The organism is Pseudomonas sp. FeS53a (assembly GCF_000931385.1).
Classification (GTDB): Bacteria; Pseudomonadota; Gammaproteobacteria; order Pseudomonadales; family Pseudomonadaceae; genus Metapseudomonas; species Metapseudomonas otitidis.
Genome location: NZ_JYFT01000021.1, coordinates 1 through 14,716, shown reverse-complemented (window position 1 = coordinate 14,716; position 14,716 = coordinate 1). Strand labels below are relative to the sequence as shown.

At 66.5% G+C, this 14,716-nt stretch carries 15 protein-coding genes; 12 read left to right on the top strand and 3 right to left on the bottom strand.

Annotated features, from left to right (window positions below; all coding sequences use genetic code 11):
- The first annotated feature begins 21 nt into the window (after positions 1-21).
- The 6 genes from tkt (at position 22) to fba (ending at position 6,133) form a co-directional block, all read left to right on the top strand.
- On the top strand, positions 22-2,022 hold the full coding sequence (tkt, locus tag SZ55_RS07125; RefSeq protein ID WP_044403511.1) for a transketolase: 2,001 nt from the start codon (positions 22-24) through the stop codon (positions 2,020-2,022).
- 68 nt (positions 2,023-2,090) lie between these two features.
- Positions 2,091-3,140, top strand: a complete 1,050-nt coding sequence (gene epd, locus SZ55_RS07120) for an erythrose-4-phosphate dehydrogenase (RefSeq protein ID WP_044403510.1) — start codon at positions 2,091-2,093, stop codon at positions 3,138-3,140.
- A gap of 27 nt (positions 3,141-3,167) precedes the next feature.
- The gene (locus SZ55_RS07115) at positions 3,168-4,331 is read left to right on the top strand and encodes a phosphoglycerate kinase (RefSeq protein ID WP_044403508.1); all 1,164 of its coding nucleotides are present in this window, start codon (positions 3,168-3,170) and stop codon (positions 4,329-4,331) included.
- Positions 4,332-4,400: 69 nt separating this feature from the next.
- Positions 4,401-4,595: a hypothetical protein gene (locus SZ55_RS07110; RefSeq protein ID WP_044403506.1), complete on the top strand. Its 195-nt coding sequence runs from the start codon at positions 4,401-4,403 to the stop codon at positions 4,593-4,595.
- A gap of 32 nt (positions 4,596-4,627) precedes the next feature.
- Positions 4,628-4,945, top strand: coding sequence for an MliC family protein (locus SZ55_RS07105; RefSeq protein ID WP_044403504.1), 318 nt, complete (start codon positions 4,628-4,630; stop codon positions 4,943-4,945).
- A 123-nt stretch (positions 4,946-5,068) separates the two neighbouring features.
- Positions 5,069-6,133 carry a class II fructose-bisphosphate aldolase gene (gene fba / locus SZ55_RS07100; protein ID WP_044403502.1) on the top strand — a complete coding sequence of 355 codons (1,065 nt, stop codon included), beginning with the start codon at positions 5,069-5,071 and terminating at the stop codon, positions 6,131-6,133.
- Between the two features lie 69 nt (positions 6,134-6,202).
- On the opposite strand, the gene SZ55_RS07095 is transcribed toward fba, so the two are convergent.
- Together SZ55_RS07095 and SZ55_RS07090 are read right to left on the bottom strand one after the other, a co-directional pair.
- Positions 6,203-6,886 carry a polysaccharide lyase family 7 protein gene (locus SZ55_RS07095; RefSeq protein WP_044403500.1) on the bottom strand — a complete coding sequence of 228 codons (684 nt, stop codon included), beginning with the start codon at positions 6,884-6,886 and terminating at the stop codon, positions 6,203-6,205.
- 272 nt (positions 6,887-7,158) lie between these two features.
- On the bottom strand, positions 7,159-7,362 hold the full coding sequence (locus tag SZ55_RS07090) for a hypothetical protein (protein ID WP_152644448.1): 204 nt from the start codon (positions 7,360-7,362) through the stop codon (positions 7,159-7,161).
- Between the two features lie 67 nt (positions 7,363-7,429).
- Between SZ55_RS07090 and SZ55_RS07085 the strand changes: the two genes are divergently transcribed.
- The 4 genes from SZ55_RS07085 to SZ55_RS07070 all read left to right on the top strand — a co-directional run bounded on the left by SZ55_RS07085 (position 7,430) and on the right by SZ55_RS07070 (position 11,957).
- Positions 7,430-7,930 carry a M48 metallopeptidase family protein gene (locus SZ55_RS07085; RefSeq protein WP_044403496.1) on the top strand — a complete coding sequence of 167 codons (501 nt, stop codon included), beginning with the start codon at positions 7,430-7,432 and terminating at the stop codon, positions 7,928-7,930.
- A 192-nt stretch (positions 7,931-8,122) separates the two neighbouring features.
- Positions 8,123-8,878: a substrate-binding periplasmic protein gene (locus SZ55_RS07080; RefSeq protein ID WP_044403495.1), complete on the top strand. Its 756-nt coding sequence runs from the start codon at positions 8,123-8,125 to the stop codon at positions 8,876-8,878.
- A gap of 70 nt (positions 8,879-8,948) precedes the next feature.
- Positions 8,949-9,809 carry an HDOD domain-containing protein gene (locus SZ55_RS07075; RefSeq protein WP_044403493.1) on the top strand — a complete coding sequence of 287 codons (861 nt, stop codon included), beginning with the start codon at positions 8,949-8,951 and terminating at the stop codon, positions 9,807-9,809.
- A gap of 120 nt (positions 9,810-9,929) precedes the next feature.
- A complete protein-coding gene (locus SZ55_RS07070; RefSeq protein ID WP_044403491.1) occupies positions 9,930-11,957 on the top strand; it encodes a methyl-accepting chemotaxis protein in 2,028 nt (675 codons plus the stop codon).
- 4 nt (positions 11,958-11,961) lie between these two features.
- Here SZ55_RS07070 and SZ55_RS07065 read toward each other — a convergent pair whose 3' ends face one another.
- On the bottom strand, positions 11,962-12,192 hold the full coding sequence (locus tag SZ55_RS07065; RefSeq protein ID WP_044403489.1) for a DUF1127 domain-containing protein: 231 nt from the start codon (positions 12,190-12,192) through the stop codon (positions 11,962-11,964).
- Between the two features lie 180 nt (positions 12,193-12,372).
- Here SZ55_RS07065 and SZ55_RS07060 point away from each other — a divergent pair, with 180 nt between their 5' ends.
- Together SZ55_RS07060 and SZ55_RS07055 are read left to right on the top strand one after the other, a co-directional pair.
- On the top strand, positions 12,373-13,842 hold the full coding sequence (locus SZ55_RS07060; protein WP_044403487.1) for an aminotransferase-like domain-containing protein: 1,470 nt from the start codon (positions 12,373-12,375) through the stop codon (positions 13,840-13,842).
- Positions 13,843-13,970: 128 nt separating this feature from the next.
- Positions 13,971-14,420: an REP-associated tyrosine transposase gene (locus tag SZ55_RS07055; protein ID WP_044403485.1), complete on the top strand. Its 450-nt coding sequence runs from the start codon at positions 13,971-13,973 to the stop codon at positions 14,418-14,420.
- Positions 14,421-14,716: the final 296 nt, after the last annotated feature.

The following is a 14,716-nucleotide window of genomic DNA, read 5'->3' as shown; positions in this document are numbered from 1 at the left end:
TCAACCCGCAGGAGATCAGCGATGCCCAGCCGTCGTGAGCGTGCCAATGCCATTCGTGCCCTCAGCATGGATGCGGTGCAAAAAGCCAACAGCGGCCACCCCGGCGCCCCCATGGGCATGGCCGATATCGCCGAAGTGCTCTGGCGTGACTACATGCAGCACAACCCGAGCAACCCGCAGTGGGCCAACCGCGACCGCTTCGTGCTGTCCAACGGCCACGGCTCGATGCTCATCTATTCCCTGCTGCACCTGACCGGCTACGACCTGTCCATCGATGACCTGAAGAACTTCCGCCAACTGCACAGCCGCACCCCGGGCCACCCGGAGTACGGCTACACCGCCGGCGTCGAGACCACCACCGGCCCGCTGGGCCAGGGCATCGCCAACGCCGTGGGCTTCGCCATCGCCGAGAAGGTACTGGCCGCCCAGTTCAACCGTGAAGGCCACACCATCGTCGACCACAACACCTACGTGTTCCTGGGTGACGGTTGCATGATGGAAGGCATCTCCCACGAGGTCTGCTCCCTGGCCGGCACCCTGGGCCTGGGCAAGCTGATCGCCTTCTACGACGACAACGGCATTTCCATCGACGGCGAAGTCCATGGCTGGTTCAGCGACGACACGCCGAAGCGCTTCGAAGCCTACGGCTGGCAGGTGATCCGCAATGTCGACGGCCATGACGCCGAAGAGATCCGCACCGCCATCGAGACCGCGCGCAAGACCACCGACCGCCCGACCCTGATCTGCTGCAAGACCGTGATCGGCTTCGGCTCGCCGAACAAGCAGGGCAAGGAAGAGTGCCACGGCGCGCCCCTGGGCAACGACGAGATCGCCCTGACCCGCGCCACCCTGGGCTGGAACCACGGCCCGTTCGAAATCCCCGCCGACATCTATGCCGAGTGGGACGCCAAGGCCGCCGGCGCTGCCCGCGAGAACGAGTGGAACCAGCGCTTCGCCGCCTACGCCGCCGCCCATCCGGAGCTGGCCGCCGAGTTCGAGCGCCGCATCAAGGGCGAACTGCCGGCCGACTTCGCCGAGAAGGCCGCTGCCTACGTCGCTGAAGTGGCCGCCAAGGGCGAGACCATCGCCAGCCGCAAGGCCAGCCAGAACGCCCTGAACGCTTTCGGCCCGCTGCTGCCCGAGTTCCTCGGCGGCTCCGCCGACCTGGCCGGCTCCAACCTGACCCTGTGGAAAGGCTGCAAGGGCGTCTCCGCCGATGACGCCGCCGGCAACTACCTGTTCTACGGCGTCCGCGAGTTCGGCATGAGCGCCATCATGAACGGCATCGCCCTGCACGGCGGCTTCATCCCCTACGGCGCGACCTTCCTGATCTTCATGGAATACGCCCGCAACGCCGTGCGCATGTCCGCCCTGATGAAGCAGCGCGTGCTCTACGTCTTCACCCACGACTCCATCGGCCTGGGCGAAGACGGCCCGACCCACCAGCCCATCGAGCAGCTCACCAGCCTGCGTTCGACCCCGAACCTGGACACCTGGCGCCCCGCCGACGCGGTGGAATCCGCCGTGGCCTGGAAGGCCGCCATCGAGCGCAAGGACGGCCCGAGCGCGCTGATCTTCTCCCGCCAGAACCTGCCTCACCAGGCCCGTGATGCCGCCCAGCTGGCCGACATCGCCCGGGGTGGCTACGTGCTCAAGGACAGCGAAGGCGAGCCCGAGCTGATCCTCATCGCCACCGGCTCCGAAGTGGGCCTGGCAGTGCAGGCCCATGACGCCCTGACCGCTGCCGGCCGCAAGGTGCGCGTGGTGTCCATGCCGTCCACCAGCCTGTTCGACCAGCAGGACGCCGCCTACAAGCAGGCCGTGCTGCCGGTCCAGGTGGGCGCGCGCATCGCCATCGAAGCCGCCCATGCCGACTACTGGTACAAATACGTGGGCCTGGAAGGCCGCGTGATCGGCATGACCAGCTTCGGTGAGTCCGCCCCCGCGCCGGCGCTGTTCGAGCATTTCGGCTTCACCGTCGACAACATCGTCGCCACCGCCGAAGAACTGCTGGACGTCTGACCTGCACGGACCCGGGCCGTCATGGCCCGGGTCCGGGGTTCTCAATCCTTTCGGCCCAGCGAGCGCCCATGTCCAGCCATCGCCCCTTCAAAGTCGCCCTGAACGGCTACGGCCGCATCGGTCGTTGCGTCCTGCGCGCGTTGTACGAGCGTGGCGGTCGTGACGGCTTCGAGATCGTCGCCCTCAATGACCTGGCCGACCAGGCCAGCATCGAGTACCTGACCCGCTTCGACTCCACCCATGGCCGTTTCCCCGGCGAAGTGAAGGTGGACGGCGACTGCCTGCACATCAACGGCAACTGCGTGAAGGTGCTGCGCAGCGCCGAGCCCGAGGGCATCGACTGGGCCGCCCTGGGCGTCGACCTGGTGCTGGAGTGCTCCGGCCAGTACACCACCCGCGCCGAGGGCGAGCGCTTCCTCGCCGCGGGTGCGCCGCGGGTGCTGTTCTCCCAGCCCATGGCCAGCGAGGCGGACATCGACGCCACGGTGGTCTTCGGCGTCAACCAGGCCAGCCTCAGCGGCTCCGAGCGCCTGGTCTCCAACGCCTCCTGCACCACCAACTGCGGCGTGCCGCTGCTGAAACTTCTCGACGAGGCGGTGGGTCTGGAGTACGTCTCCATCACCACCATCCACTCGGCCATGAACGACCAGCCCGTGATCGACGCCTATCACCATGAAGACCTGCGCCGCACGCGCTCGGCCTTCCAGTCGGTGATCCCGGTATCCACCGGCCTGGCCCGGGGCATCGAGCGCCTGCTGCCGGAACTGGCCGGGCGCATCCAGGCCAAGGCGATCCGCGTGCCGACGGTGAACGTGTCCTGCCTCGACATCACCCTGCAGACCGCCCGCGACACCTCCGCCGCCGCCATCAACCGCGTGCTGCGCGAGGCGGCCGAAAGCGGCCCGTTGCAGGGCCTGCTGGCCTACACCGAGTTGCCCCATGCCAGTTGCGACTTCAACCATGACCCTCATTCGGCCATCGTCGACGGCAGCCAGACCCGTGTGTCCGGCCCGCGCCTGGTGAACCTGCTGGCCTGGTTCGACAACGAATGGGGCTTCGCCAACCGCATGCTCGACACCGCAGGCCACTACCTGCGGGCTGCTACTACAACCCGTTGACCTCCAGCCCCGTGAAGGACTGACTCCATGACCGTGTTGAAAATGACCGACCTCGACCTCCAGGGTAAGCGCGTGCTGATCCGCGAGGATCTCAACGTGCCGGTGAAGGATGGCGTCGTGAAGAGTGACGCACGCATCCTCGCTTCCCTGCCGACCATCAAGCTGGCACTGGAGAAGGGCGCGGCGGTAATGGTCTGCTCGCACCTGGGCCGCCCCACCGAGGGCGAGTTCTCCGAGGAGAACAGCCTCAAGCCGGTAGCCGACTACCTGTCCAAGGCCCTGGGCCGCGAGGTGCCGCTGGTGGCCGACTACCTGGGTGGCGTCGACGTCGCCCCCGGTCAGGTCGTGCTGTTCGAGAACGTGCGCTTCAACAAGGGCGAGAAGAAGAACGCCGACGAGCTGGCGCAGCAATACGCCGCCCTGTGCGACGTCTTTGTGATGGACGCCTTCGGCACCGCCCACCGCGCCGAGGGTTCGACCCACGGCGTGGCCAAGTTCGCCAAGGTCGCCGCTGCCGGCCCGCTGCTGGCCGCCGAGCTGGACGCCCTGGGCAAGGCCCTGGGCAACCCGGCCCGCCCGATGGCCGCCATCGTCGCCGGCTCCAAGGTCTCCACCAAGCTGGACGTGCTCAACTCCCTGAGCCAGATCTGCGACCAGCTGATCGTCGGCGGCGGCATCGCCAACACCTTCCTTGCTGCGGCGGGCTACAAGGTCGGCAAGTCTCTCTACGAAGCCGACCTGGTGGACACCGCCAAGGCCATCGCCGCCAAGGTCAGCGTGCCGCTGCCGGTGGACGTGGTGGTTGCCAAGGAGTTCGCCGAAACCGCCGCTGCCACCGTCAAGCTCATCGCCGACGTGGCGGATGACGACATGATCCTCGACATCGGCCCGCAGACCGCTGCCCAGTTCGCCGAGCTGCTGAAGTCGTCGAAGACCATCCTCTGGAACGGCCCGGTCGGCGTGTTCGAGTTCGATCAGTTCGGCGAAGGCACCAAGGCCCTGGCTCTGGCCATCGCCGAGAGCGATGCCTTCTCCATCGCTGGCGGTGGCGACACCCTGGCCGCCATCGACAAGTACGACGTGGCCCAGCGCATCTCCTACATTTCCACTGGTGGTGGCGCGTTCCTCGAGTTCGTCGAGGGCAAGGTGCTGCCGGCCGTAGAGGTGCTGGAGCAGCGCGCCAGGGCCTGAAAGATGGCCTGAATCATGGCGATGGCATGCGGTCTCTCGTTCAGGGAAACCGATAAAGGAGTCATCGCCATGTGGATCAGAACGTTGCTGTTGCCCTTGTTCGTCGTGCTCGGCGGGTGTGCCGGAGGCCCGGCGCCCCAGCCCTGCGAGGTGCTCAGCCCGCCCCAGGTCGTCCTGCCGCAGACGCGCGACGACCAGCGGGTGGAAGCCCAGAGCAGCGGGGACCCGACACTGGGCAGCAGCGCGGAACAGCATTGTCAGTGAGCCGACGGCAACGCCCGGCCATGGAGTGAAGGATGAAAGGCATTCTCGCCCTCGCAGCGCTGCTGGCGCTGGCCGGGTGCGCCAGCCAGAAGGCGCCCGAGGACAACTGGACCCACTGGGTCTGCGACAGCCAGGCCGAAGTGTTCTGGCGCTACGCCGACAAGGCCCAGCAGGAAGTGGACGTGCGCCTGGGCGGCGGTGACATCGTTTATCGCCTCAAGGCAGAACCTTCCGGCTCCGGCGCGCTCTACAGCGACGACCGCCTGGCCTTCCACACCAAGGGTGACGAAGGCCTGGTCTACTGGGTGACCACCGACGACCTGATCGGTCGCGGCTGCAAGGCGCCCTGAGTCGCACCACCCTTGAGAACATCCGCTTTCGCGGTGGGTTCCACCGCGAAGCTTGAACCCGGCCTGCCCCTGCGGCAGGCTTCGCATTTCGACAGCCCACCCCACTTGGGAGACTGAAACACCATGGCACTCATCAGCATGCGCCAGATGCTGGACCACGCCGCCGAGTTCGGCTACGGCGTCCCGGCCTTCAACGTCAACAACCTGGAACAGATGCGCGCCATCATGGAAGCGGCCGACAAGACCGATTCCCCGGTGATCGTCCAGGCCTCCGCCGGTGCCCGCAAATACGCCGGTGCACCCTTTCTGCGCCACCTGATCCTGGCTGCCATCGAAGAATTCCCCCACATCCCGGTGTGCATGCACCAGGACCACGGCACCAGCCCCGACGTGTGCCAGCGCTCCATCCAGCTGGGCTTCAGCTCGGTGATGATGGACGGCTCCCTGCGTGAAGACGGCAAGACCCCGGCCGACTACGAGTACAACGTCCGCGTGACCCAGCAGACCGTGGCATTCGCCCACGCCTGCGGCGTGTCCGTGGAAGGCGAGCTGGGCTGCCTGGGCAGCCTGGAGACCGGCCAGGCCGGTGAAGAAGACGGCGTCGGTGCCGAGGGCATCCTCGACCACAGCCAGATGCTGACCGATCCGGAAGAGGCCGCCGACTTCGTCAAGAAGACCCAGGTGGACGCCCTGGCCATCGCCATCGGCACCAGCCACGGCGCCTACAAGTTCACCAAGCCGCCGACCGGTGACATCCTCGCCATCGACCGCATCAAGGAAATCCACAAGCGCATCCCCAACACCCACCTGGTGATGCACGGCTCCTCCTCGGTGCCCCAGGACTGGCTGGCGATCATCAACGAATTCGGCGGCGACATTAAGGAAACCTACGGTGTTCCGGTCGAAGAGATCGTCGAAGGCATCAAGCACGGCGTGCGCAAGGTGAACATCGACACCGACCTGCGCCTGGCCTCCACCGGCGCCATCCGCCGCTACATGAGCCAGCACCCGAGCGAGTTCGACCCGCGCAAATTCTTCAGCGAAACCGTGAAGGCCATGCGCGACATCTGCATCGCCCGTTACGAAGCCTTCGGCACCGCCGGCAATGCCTCCAAGATCAAGCCGATCTCCCTGGAAGGCATGTTCCAGCGCTATGCCAAGGGTGAGCTGGACGCCAAGGTCAACTGATCCGGCGTCGGTGCATGGAGAAAGCCCCGCTTCGGCGGGGCTTTTTCATGGGCGCTCGTCGGGCTGGGCTCAGTTCGCGGCAGTCAGCGCCCGGTGCTCGGTCTTCAGGTTGTAGAAGGTCGCGCTGCCGGCTTCGCTGTCGGTCCCGGCGTTGTCCTGGGTGTAGACCCCGGCCTTGAAGTAGAGCGGCTTGGGCGCCCAGGTGCCGTCGAGCTGTTGGCTGAACTGGGTGCCGTTCACCAGGATGCTCAGGCGGCCCTGGGGCGACAGGTTGATCACGTAGGTGAAGCGCTGGCCCAGCTTCACGCCGGTGAGCAGGGTGCTCACTGCGCCGTCGGGGTCCGCCGGGGTGTTGCGGATCTTGGCGACGATGTTCCCGGTGCCGGTCTTGGTCTTGTACTGGTACTCCAGTTTCAGCAGCGGGCTGGTGCTGCCGTAGGAGTGGATCTGGCCGATCACGATCTTGCCGGTTGAGGGCACCTGGTCCACTGCCAGGTTCGCGCTCATGTAGTTGTCCGCCGCGCTGTAGTTCCAGTTGCGCAGGCGGCCGTCGGCGAAGGTCTCGCGCAGCTCGCTGCGGGGGTAGATGGCGTTGGCGGTGGTGCTGCCGTTCACTGGCGTCCAGAAGAACAGCGTGCCGTTGCTGGCCTTGAAGTAGTTGTCCTGGTAACCGCCGACCAGGGCGGGGGTATCGATGGTGACAGAGGGAGCGCCGACGGGGATGGTCAGGTTCCAGGTTCCAAGGTCGATCATGACTGAGTTCTCGAAGAGAACTTTCAGTGGGGTGCAACTCATCCACGAGCGTGTAATCACTTGCGGACATCTCTAAAAACGATCTGCGTTGTCATCGCTGCGCTTTTAGAGACGCCCTTACACTGGCAATCCGGCCAACTGCACACGAACCAAAAGTAGGGCGGTTAATTGCGGCCTGAGCCGCTGTTCGTACCGGGTGTCCCGAGAGGGGTCACCTGGCGGATGGCTTTATACGGCGTGCAAAACCGCCCGTGAATCACTGATCGTCAAATTCATGCCGCCATAAAAATGGCGAAATCAGTGTTTGACATCGCAATGCCATCGCTAAAAGTAACCAGCCGGTACATCGCCTTTTCAGGGAAGCCGCGTGCCGTGCGGAGGCGCTCCGGCGCGGCTGTCAAATAGCCGTAAGCGAGGCGGTTGGAAGGGGCCTGAATTGCCCCGACGAACGGCGATGCTGGCGCTGTGATGGTCATGACAAATCCCGGCACCTGCTGCCGCGCCCGGTACAATGGGCGCCCTTCCACGATCCCCCTTTCGACCATGGATCCGCTGCGCTATCTGAAGGCCTACCCCACTCACCTGCAGGAGCAGGTGCGGCAGATGATCGACCAGGGTCGCCTGGGCGAATACCTGGCCCGCCGCTACCCCGACCGCCACGACGTGCAGAGCGATCGCGCGCTCTACGGCTACACCAATGCCTTGCGCCAGGAGCACATGCGCAGTGCGCCGGCCATCGACAAGGTGGTCTACGACAACAAGCTGGACGTGGTGCAGAATGCGCTCGGCCTGCACACCGCCGTGTCCCGCGTGCAGGGTGGGCGACTGAAGGCGAAGAAGGAGATCCGCGTCGCCTCGCTGTTCAAGGAGGCCGCGCCGGAGTTCCTGAGGATGATCGTGGTTCACGAGCTGGCGCACCTGCGCGAGCGGGACCACAACAAGGCGTTCTACCAGCTCTGCGAGCACATGCTGCCGGGGTATCACCAACTTGAGTTCGACCTGCGCCTGTACCTGACCTGGCGCGACCTCGGGGAGAAGGGCTGAGGAGCCATGCCCGCCCCAGCTGTGGAGGGCTGCAGGATGCGCAGTCCTGAGGCGGGCATGACGAGCGGACTATAGCCATTGCACTAGGGCGCCGGTTGTAGGGGCTTTCTGAGAGAGGCTGACGCAACTGCCTGACGAGGGCGTAAAGCCTGCTAGGCTCTGACGCTGTCCCTCTGCGAGATTCCCTTAGGCATGAAGCGCACGTCCTGGTTGCCCGGTCTGGTGTTGTCGTGCCTGCTGTTCTGCCCCCTGGCCCATGCCCGGGAATGGTTGGCCGTCGGCACCGATTTCCCGCAACTGTACGAACAGGATGGCCAGGGCCGTTTCATCGGCCTGGGCGCCGACCTGTTGCGCGTGGTGCTGGGCGAGATGGGCGACAGCGTGCGCTTCGAGCTGTATCCCTGGGCCCGCGCCCAGCTCATGGTCGCCGAAGGCCGCGCTGACATCCTCGTCGGCCCCTACCGCACCCCCGAGCGGGAAATGCGCATGCTCTTCACCCGCCACGCCTTCTACCGCGACCGCCTGGTGTTCTATGCCCGCAGCGACCAGCCCCTCGAATGGGGCGGTGACTACGCGCGTCTGCAGGGGCAGCGGGTCGCTGCCATCCGTGGCTGGGTCTACGGCGACCGCTTCGACCATGCCCGCGCCCACCTCGACCTGCGCAGCGTCGAGGGCGTGGGCAATGCCCTGCTGATGCTGCAGCACGGGCGCATCGACCTGCTGGCCACCAACGAGCGTAATTCCCGCCCCTGGATCGAAGCCCTGCCGGCCGGCAGCCTGGTCCAGCTGCAGCCGGCCATCGACAGCAAGGACGGCTACTTCGCCTTCCCCCGGCGCGAGCCTTACGAGGCGCTCAAAGTGCGCTTCGACGAGACCTTCCAGCGCCTGCTGGAGGACGGCCGCTTCGCCCGCATGGCGGCAGAGGCCGGGGTCCAAGTGCCCGAATAACGCGTGTCACCCCACTGTGTGGGCCTCTGGCGGCTGGCTAGAATGGCAAAGGGCCACGTGAGGAACACCGGTGAGTACTGAAGAGTCGGGTTATTCGATCTACCGCAAGCTGGTTTCCCAGCTGATGAACGGCGAGGAACAGCTGCCCAGCCTGCCCATGATCACCATGGAGATCCGCCGCGCCCTGGCCGACCCCAACGCCACCACCGGCTCCCTGGCCCGGGTCATCAGCAAGGACCCGGCGCTGAGCGCCACCCTGGTCAAGCATGCCTCCAGCGCCCGCCTGCGCGGCACACCGCCGCCCAGGAGCCTGGAGGAGGTCATCCGCCAGCTGGGCATGCTGGAGGTGGACCGCATCACCATGGTCCACAGCATCAAGAGCCTGTTCCCGCTGCACAGCCCGGCGCACAAGAAACTGTTCCTCGACACCTGGCACCGCCTGGCCCGTCGCGCGGCCATCAGTGCCGTGCTGGGGCGCCTGCTCGGTCATGTTTCCGGTGAGCATGTGCTATTGGCGACTATCCTCAGTGAGGTGGGCGCCATGGCCATCCTTTCCGCGTTCAAGGCGGCTGACCAGGTGCCCGCCACCGAGCTCTACAACCGCCTGTGCCGGGAGTACGGCAAGTCGCTGGGGGTGGTGGTGCTGAAGAAGTGGGCGGTGGACCAGAGCTACATCGAGGTGGTGCGTGGTGCTGGACTATGGGGCGAATCCCCGGGGCCCGGCATCGGCCTGGTGGACCTGGTCAACCTCGGCCTGTACCACGCGATCCGTGAAAACGGGCCCACTGCCCAATTGCCGCCTATCGTGGAGTTGGCGGCCTACCGCAAGCTGCTGCCACCGCAGAACGCGTTGGACCCCAGCGGCAACGGCCTGGCCCTGGTGGCCAGCCAGCGGGTAGAGATCCAGCGGATGGAGTCGCTGCTGCATTGAGTCACGGCATGCCGCCTGGCATGCGCGGTCCCGCGTAAGGAGCAGTCGCGGGGCTTGATGGCCGGAGCGCCTCTTGTACGACCACGGCCAGGGGCCGACCGGATTCAGAGAGGTCTCGTCATGAACGCACTGTTCAGCCCGGGTGTCCGCCTCCTCGAGGGGTTCAGCTTCGCCCGCAAGTTCCAGATCCTGTTCCTGCTGTTCGCCTTGCCCCTGGGGTACGCCCTGTGGGTCATCGCCGGCCTCTACCAGGAGCGCCTGACACAGATCGACGGTGAACTCAGCGGCCTGCGGGCGATCGTCGTCCTCGACGATGCCCTCAACGAGACCATCGTCCAGCGCACCCTGCTGGCACGCTGGAAGGGCACCGAGGTTGCCGCCAAGGCCACCCTGGAGCAACGCGCCGGGCAACTGGAAGCGATGCTGGACAAGGTCGACGCGCAGTTGAAAGCCGAATCCCTGGAAGGGCCCAACCGGGCCCTGTTCGACGAGCTGAAGAGCCGCAGCGAAGCCATCCGCCCCCAGGTGCTGGCGAGCGTCGCCCTGCCCGATGCCCTGGAGCGCTATCAGGCAGTGCTGCAGAGCCTGCAGTCCCTGCGTGAGCAGGTGGCCACCAGCAGCGGGTTGATCCTCGACCCGGTGATGGACACCTACCTGATGATGGAGCAGATCACCTACGTGCAGCCGCGCACCCGCGAGCTGCTCGGCAACTTCGTCGCCAGCGCCCATGGGGCTGTGATTTCCCGGCACTTCACCCTGCAGAGCCGGGTCGCTGTGCGCGATCTGCGCCGCGCCCTCGACGACTCCGTGCGGCAGTTGCGCAAGGCCCGCGAGGCCATTGCCGGCAAGGGGCTACCCAATGCCGAGCTCGACGGATCGTTCAGCCAGGCCGAAGAGGCCCTCTCGAACTACCTCGCCGCTGTGGACAAGGGCATGTTCGATGCCAACCCCTTCACCCTCGAAGTGGCGGACTTCATCAGCCAGGCCGAGCAGGCCGGGAACCAGCTCGCGGCCCTGCAGACCGCGCTCGATGAACGCCTGCGCCTGCGCCTTGGCGTGTTCCGTGGCCAAGCCATGGCCAGCATGAGCGAAGTGATCGGCGGCTTCGCCGTGCTGACCCTGCTCGCGCTGTACATGCTGTTGTGCCTGAACGCGGCAATCCGCCGAGGCACGGCGGCCATCACCGAGGCTGCCGAGGGCCTGCGTGCCGGGGACCTGCGGGTCAGCGCCGCCGTACATGGGCGGGACGACCTGGCGCAGATCGCCGAGGCTCTCAACGCCGCGCTGGTGCAGCTGCGCAATTCCCTGGACGGGGTCAATCGCGAGAGCCAGCAACTGGGTGGCACCGTGCGCCAGTTGAACGACCAGGCCGAGGAAACCCTCGTCTCGGTGGAGCAGCAGCAGGGCCAGGTCAGCCAGATCGCCGCCGCCGCCCACCAACTGGCCGCCACGGCCCAGACGGTGGCAGAAAGCTGCGAAGGTGCCGCCGCCGACGCCCAACAGACCCGCCAGATCGCCATGCAAAGCAACCAGCGCAGCGCCCGCACCGGGGCCAGCATGCGCGAGCTGAGCGGCCGCCTCGGCGAGACGGTCACCGCCTTGCAGCAACTGCGCGACCAGACCCAGCAGATCAACCGTGTGGTGGACGTCATCAAGGGCATCGCCGAGCAGACCAACCTGCTGGCCCTCAACGCCGCCATCGAAGCCGCCCGCGCCGGCGAACAGGGCCGGGGCTTCGCCGTGGTGGCCGACGAGGTGCGCAGCCTGTCCCAGCGCACCCAGGACTCCACCCAGGAGATCGGCGACACCGTCTCCAGCCTGCAAGGCGTGGTCAGCCAGGCCGTGGCGCTGATGGAGGCCGCCTACCGCCAGGCCGAGGGTGACGTCGGCAGCGTGTTGAGCATGGGCGACGACCTGTCGGGGATCGCCGATGCCGTGCAGCGGGTCAGCGACCGCCTGGCGCAGATTGCCACCGCCGCCGAACAGCAGGCCGCCACCGCCGACGAGGTCAGCGGCAACATCCAGCAGGTGGACCAGGCCGCCGCGCTGCTGCTGGGCGGGGCACGCTCGGTGCAGAGCGTGGCCGAGCAGTTGCGCCTGGGCAGCCAGGCCCTGCACGACAACACCTCGCGCTTCCGCCTGGGGTGAGCCACTAGCCGCGCCAGAACGGCTTGAGCCCTTCCTCCAGCGCCTGGGCGCGGGTCAGGCCGATGTCCTTCAGCGCGTGCTCGTCCAGCTCCAGCAGCGCCTTGCGGGTCGCCAGGCGCAGCCAGAAGCGTTGCCAGGGGCTGCCAGACAGCTGCACCGACGTGGCGGCGCGTTCGCCGGCCTGCATCAGTTCCTGTGGGTGAAGGGTCAGCCGTACATCGCTCAAGCCGCTCATCTCCGGACTCCTGGTGTTTTCTGGGGGGCGAAGCCATTGTCCGGTGGCAGGTCGTGTTCGATACAGATTCAAGGTTGTGGAATTTTCTTCATACAGATTGCCGGCTTCGGCATCTGAATCCACAATCGACGGCGAATCTGTATGGTCGGTGGCCGCGCGTGAGTCACCAGGGAGAACAGCATGACGCTCTACAGCCAGCTCGCCGAAACCCTGGGCGAGCGCATCGAGCAGGGCTACTACCGCCCTGGCGACCGCCTGCCCTCGGTGCGCGCCCTGAGCCAGGAGCACGGCGTCAGCCTCAGTACCGTGCAGCAGGCCTACCGGGTGCTGGAGGACCAGGGTCTGGCGGAGCCCCGGCCCAAGTCCGGCTACTTCGTCTCCCTGCGCCGGCAAGTGCCCGAGCTGCCCGCCGTGGCGCGGGCCGCCCAGCGGCCGGTGGAGGTGTCGCAGTGGAGCGACCTGCTGGAGCTGGTGCGCCGTGGCGCGCGGGACGGCCTGGTGCAACTGGGACGCGGCATGCCCGACATCACCAGCCCCACCCTGCGCCCGCTGCTGCGCAACCTGGCCCAGGCGGCCCGGCGCAGTGACCTCGGCGGGCTGTATTACGACAGCCTGCAGGGCTCCCAGGCGCTGCGTGAACAGGTCGCGCGGCTGCTGCTGGACAGCGGCAGCCGCATCCCCGCCAGCGACCTGATCATCACCACCGGCTGTCACGAGGCGCTCTCCACGGCGATCCGCACCGTGTGCCAGCCCGGCGACATCGTCGCGGTGGACTCGCCCAGCTTCCACGGCGCCATGCAGGCCCTGAAGGGCTTCGGCATGAAGGCCCTGGAACTGCCCACCGACCCGCTCAACGGCATCAGCCTGGAGGCGCTGGAGATGGCCCTGGAGCAGTGGCCGATCAAGCTCATCCAGCTCACCCCCAGCTGCAACAACCCGCTGGGCTACATCATGCCCGAGGCCCGCAAGCGCGCCCTGCTGGAGCTGGCCCAGCGCTACGACGTGGCGATCCTCGAAGACGACGTCTACGGCGATCTGGCCTACCGCTACCCGCGTCCGCGCACCATCAAGTCCTTCGACGAGGACGGCCGCGTGCTGCTCTGCAGCTCCTTCTCCAAGACCGTCGCGCCGGGCCTGCGCATGGGCTGGATCGCCCCCGGGCGCTACTTCGACCGCCTGCTGCACATGAAGTACATCTCCTCCGGCGCCACCGCCACCCAGCCGCAACTGGCACTGGCCGAGTTCATCGCCAGTGGCGCCTACGAGCCCCACGTACGACGCATGCGTGCCCAGTACCAGCAGGGCCGGGACCAGATGATCGACTGGGTGATGAGGTACTTCCCCGAGGGCACCCGCGTCAGCCGCCCCCAGGGCGGCTTCATGCTGTGGGTGGAACTGGCAGCCGGCTTCGACACCCTGCGCCTCAACCGCGAGCTGCTGCAGGACGGGGTGCAGATCGCCCCCGGCAGCCTCTTCTCCGCCTCCGGCAAGTACCGCAACTGCCTGCGCATGAACTACGCCCCCCGCCCCAGCGCGGCCCAGGAAGCCGCCGTGCGCAAGGTGGGCGAGCGGGTGAAGGTGTTGATGGCGCAAAGCGAGGGTGCACAGGAGGAGGGCCCTGTGGGAGCGAATTCATTCGCGAGGGTATGAGCACCGATGGCTTCCGGCGTGCGATAGCCGTCCTACCCACTGATCCGATGTTTCCGGCGCTCACCCTTGCGACCGAACGGCCCTTGCCTGGCTAGAGTCCGTTCTTTCCACCGGAAGAGGAGAGGCTCGTGGGCAGCCGTGATCTGCGCAAGGGGCGTGTTTCCCAACTCGGCAGGGTCTATCTCGTTACCGCGACAACCGCTGATCGACGCCCGTTCTTCGCCCACTTCGGCCATGCCCGGTTGCTGGTCGGCGAGTTGAGGCGCCTGCAGCGCCTCGAGCTGGCGTATTCATTGGCCTGGGTGGTCATGCCCGATCACTTCCACTGGTTGATGCGGCTCGATGCACCGGTGTCGTTGTCTTCAGTGGTCAAGGTCTTGAAGGGGCGTACGGCCAGGCATCTGGGGCTGTTGATGGGAGAACGCAGTGCGGTCTGGCAGCCGGGTTTCCATGACCGGGCGTTGCGGCGCGAGAGCGAGCTGCTGCCGGTTGCGCGCTATGTGGTGGCGAACCCGCTGAGGGCTGGTTTGGTGAAACGCCTGGGTGATTACCCGCATTGGGATGCCATGTGGCTGTGAGTGCCTGGCGGCCCTTCGGGCCGCGTCGCGAATGAATTCGCTTGTATGTCCTAGGGTGAGACCTGTCGGGGGCGGAGGGACTGAATTCGCTTCTGCTAGTCAGACCGTGGGAGAAATCTCCCGCCCCTCACCTCACTGCAAGCGCCGATAAGGAATCCATCGGCTCAGGATCGCCCCCTGAGACCGACCATATCTGCAAGCCTGCGCCAACGTGAGCCCTCGACAGGTCGTTTCATCTTGGCCCTGGGAGCTCACCATGACAATGCACTGTACCGTGATTGGGATCGACGTAGCCA

Bases quoted from the DNA above. Each gene is read 5' to 3' on its own strand.
- fba (WP_044403502.1), top strand. From the start codon at position 5,069: ATGGCACTCATCAGCATGCGCCAGATGCTGGACCACGCCGCCGAGTTC.
- SZ55_RS07095 (WP_044403500.1), bottom strand. From the start codon at position 6,886: ATGATCGACCTTGGAACCTGGAACCTGACCATCCCCGTCGGCGCTCCC.
- SZ55_RS07080 (WP_044403495.1), top strand. From the start codon at position 8,123: ATGAAGCGCACGTCCTGGTTGCCCGGTCTGGTGTTGTCGTGCCTGCTG.
- SZ55_RS07110 (WP_044403506.1), top strand. From the start codon at position 4,401: ATGTGGATCAGAACGTTGCTGTTGCCCTTGTTCGTCGTGCTCGGCGGG.
- epd (WP_044403510.1), top strand. From the start codon at position 2,091: ATGTCCAGCCATCGCCCCTTCAAAGTCGCCCTGAACGGCTACGGCCGC.
- SZ55_RS07090 (WP_152644448.1), bottom strand. From the start codon at position 7,362: ATGACCATCACAGCGCCAGCATCGCCGTTCGTCGGGGCAATTCAGGCC.
- tkt (WP_044403511.1), top strand. From the start codon at position 22: ATGCCCAGCCGTCGTGAGCGTGCCAATGCCATTCGTGCCCTCAGCATG.
- SZ55_RS07105 (WP_044403504.1), top strand. From the start codon at position 4,628: ATGAAAGGCATTCTCGCCCTCGCAGCGCTGCTGGCGCTGGCCGGGTGC.
- SZ55_RS07060 (WP_044403487.1), top strand. From the start codon at position 12,373: ATGACGCTCTACAGCCAGCTCGCCGAAACCCTGGGCGAGCGCATCGAG.
- SZ55_RS07070 (WP_044403491.1), top strand. From the start codon at position 9,930: ATGAACGCACTGTTCAGCCCGGGTGTCCGCCTCCTCGAGGGGTTCAGC.
- SZ55_RS07085 (WP_044403496.1), top strand. From the start codon at position 7,430: ATGGATCCGCTGCGCTATCTGAAGGCCTACCCCACTCACCTGCAGGAG.
- SZ55_RS07115 (WP_044403508.1), top strand. From the start codon at position 3,168: ATGACCGTGTTGAAAATGACCGACCTCGACCTCCAGGGTAAGCGCGTG.
- SZ55_RS07065 (WP_044403489.1), bottom strand. From the start codon at position 12,192: ATGAGCGGCTTGAGCGATGTACGGCTGACCCTTCACCCACAGGAACTG.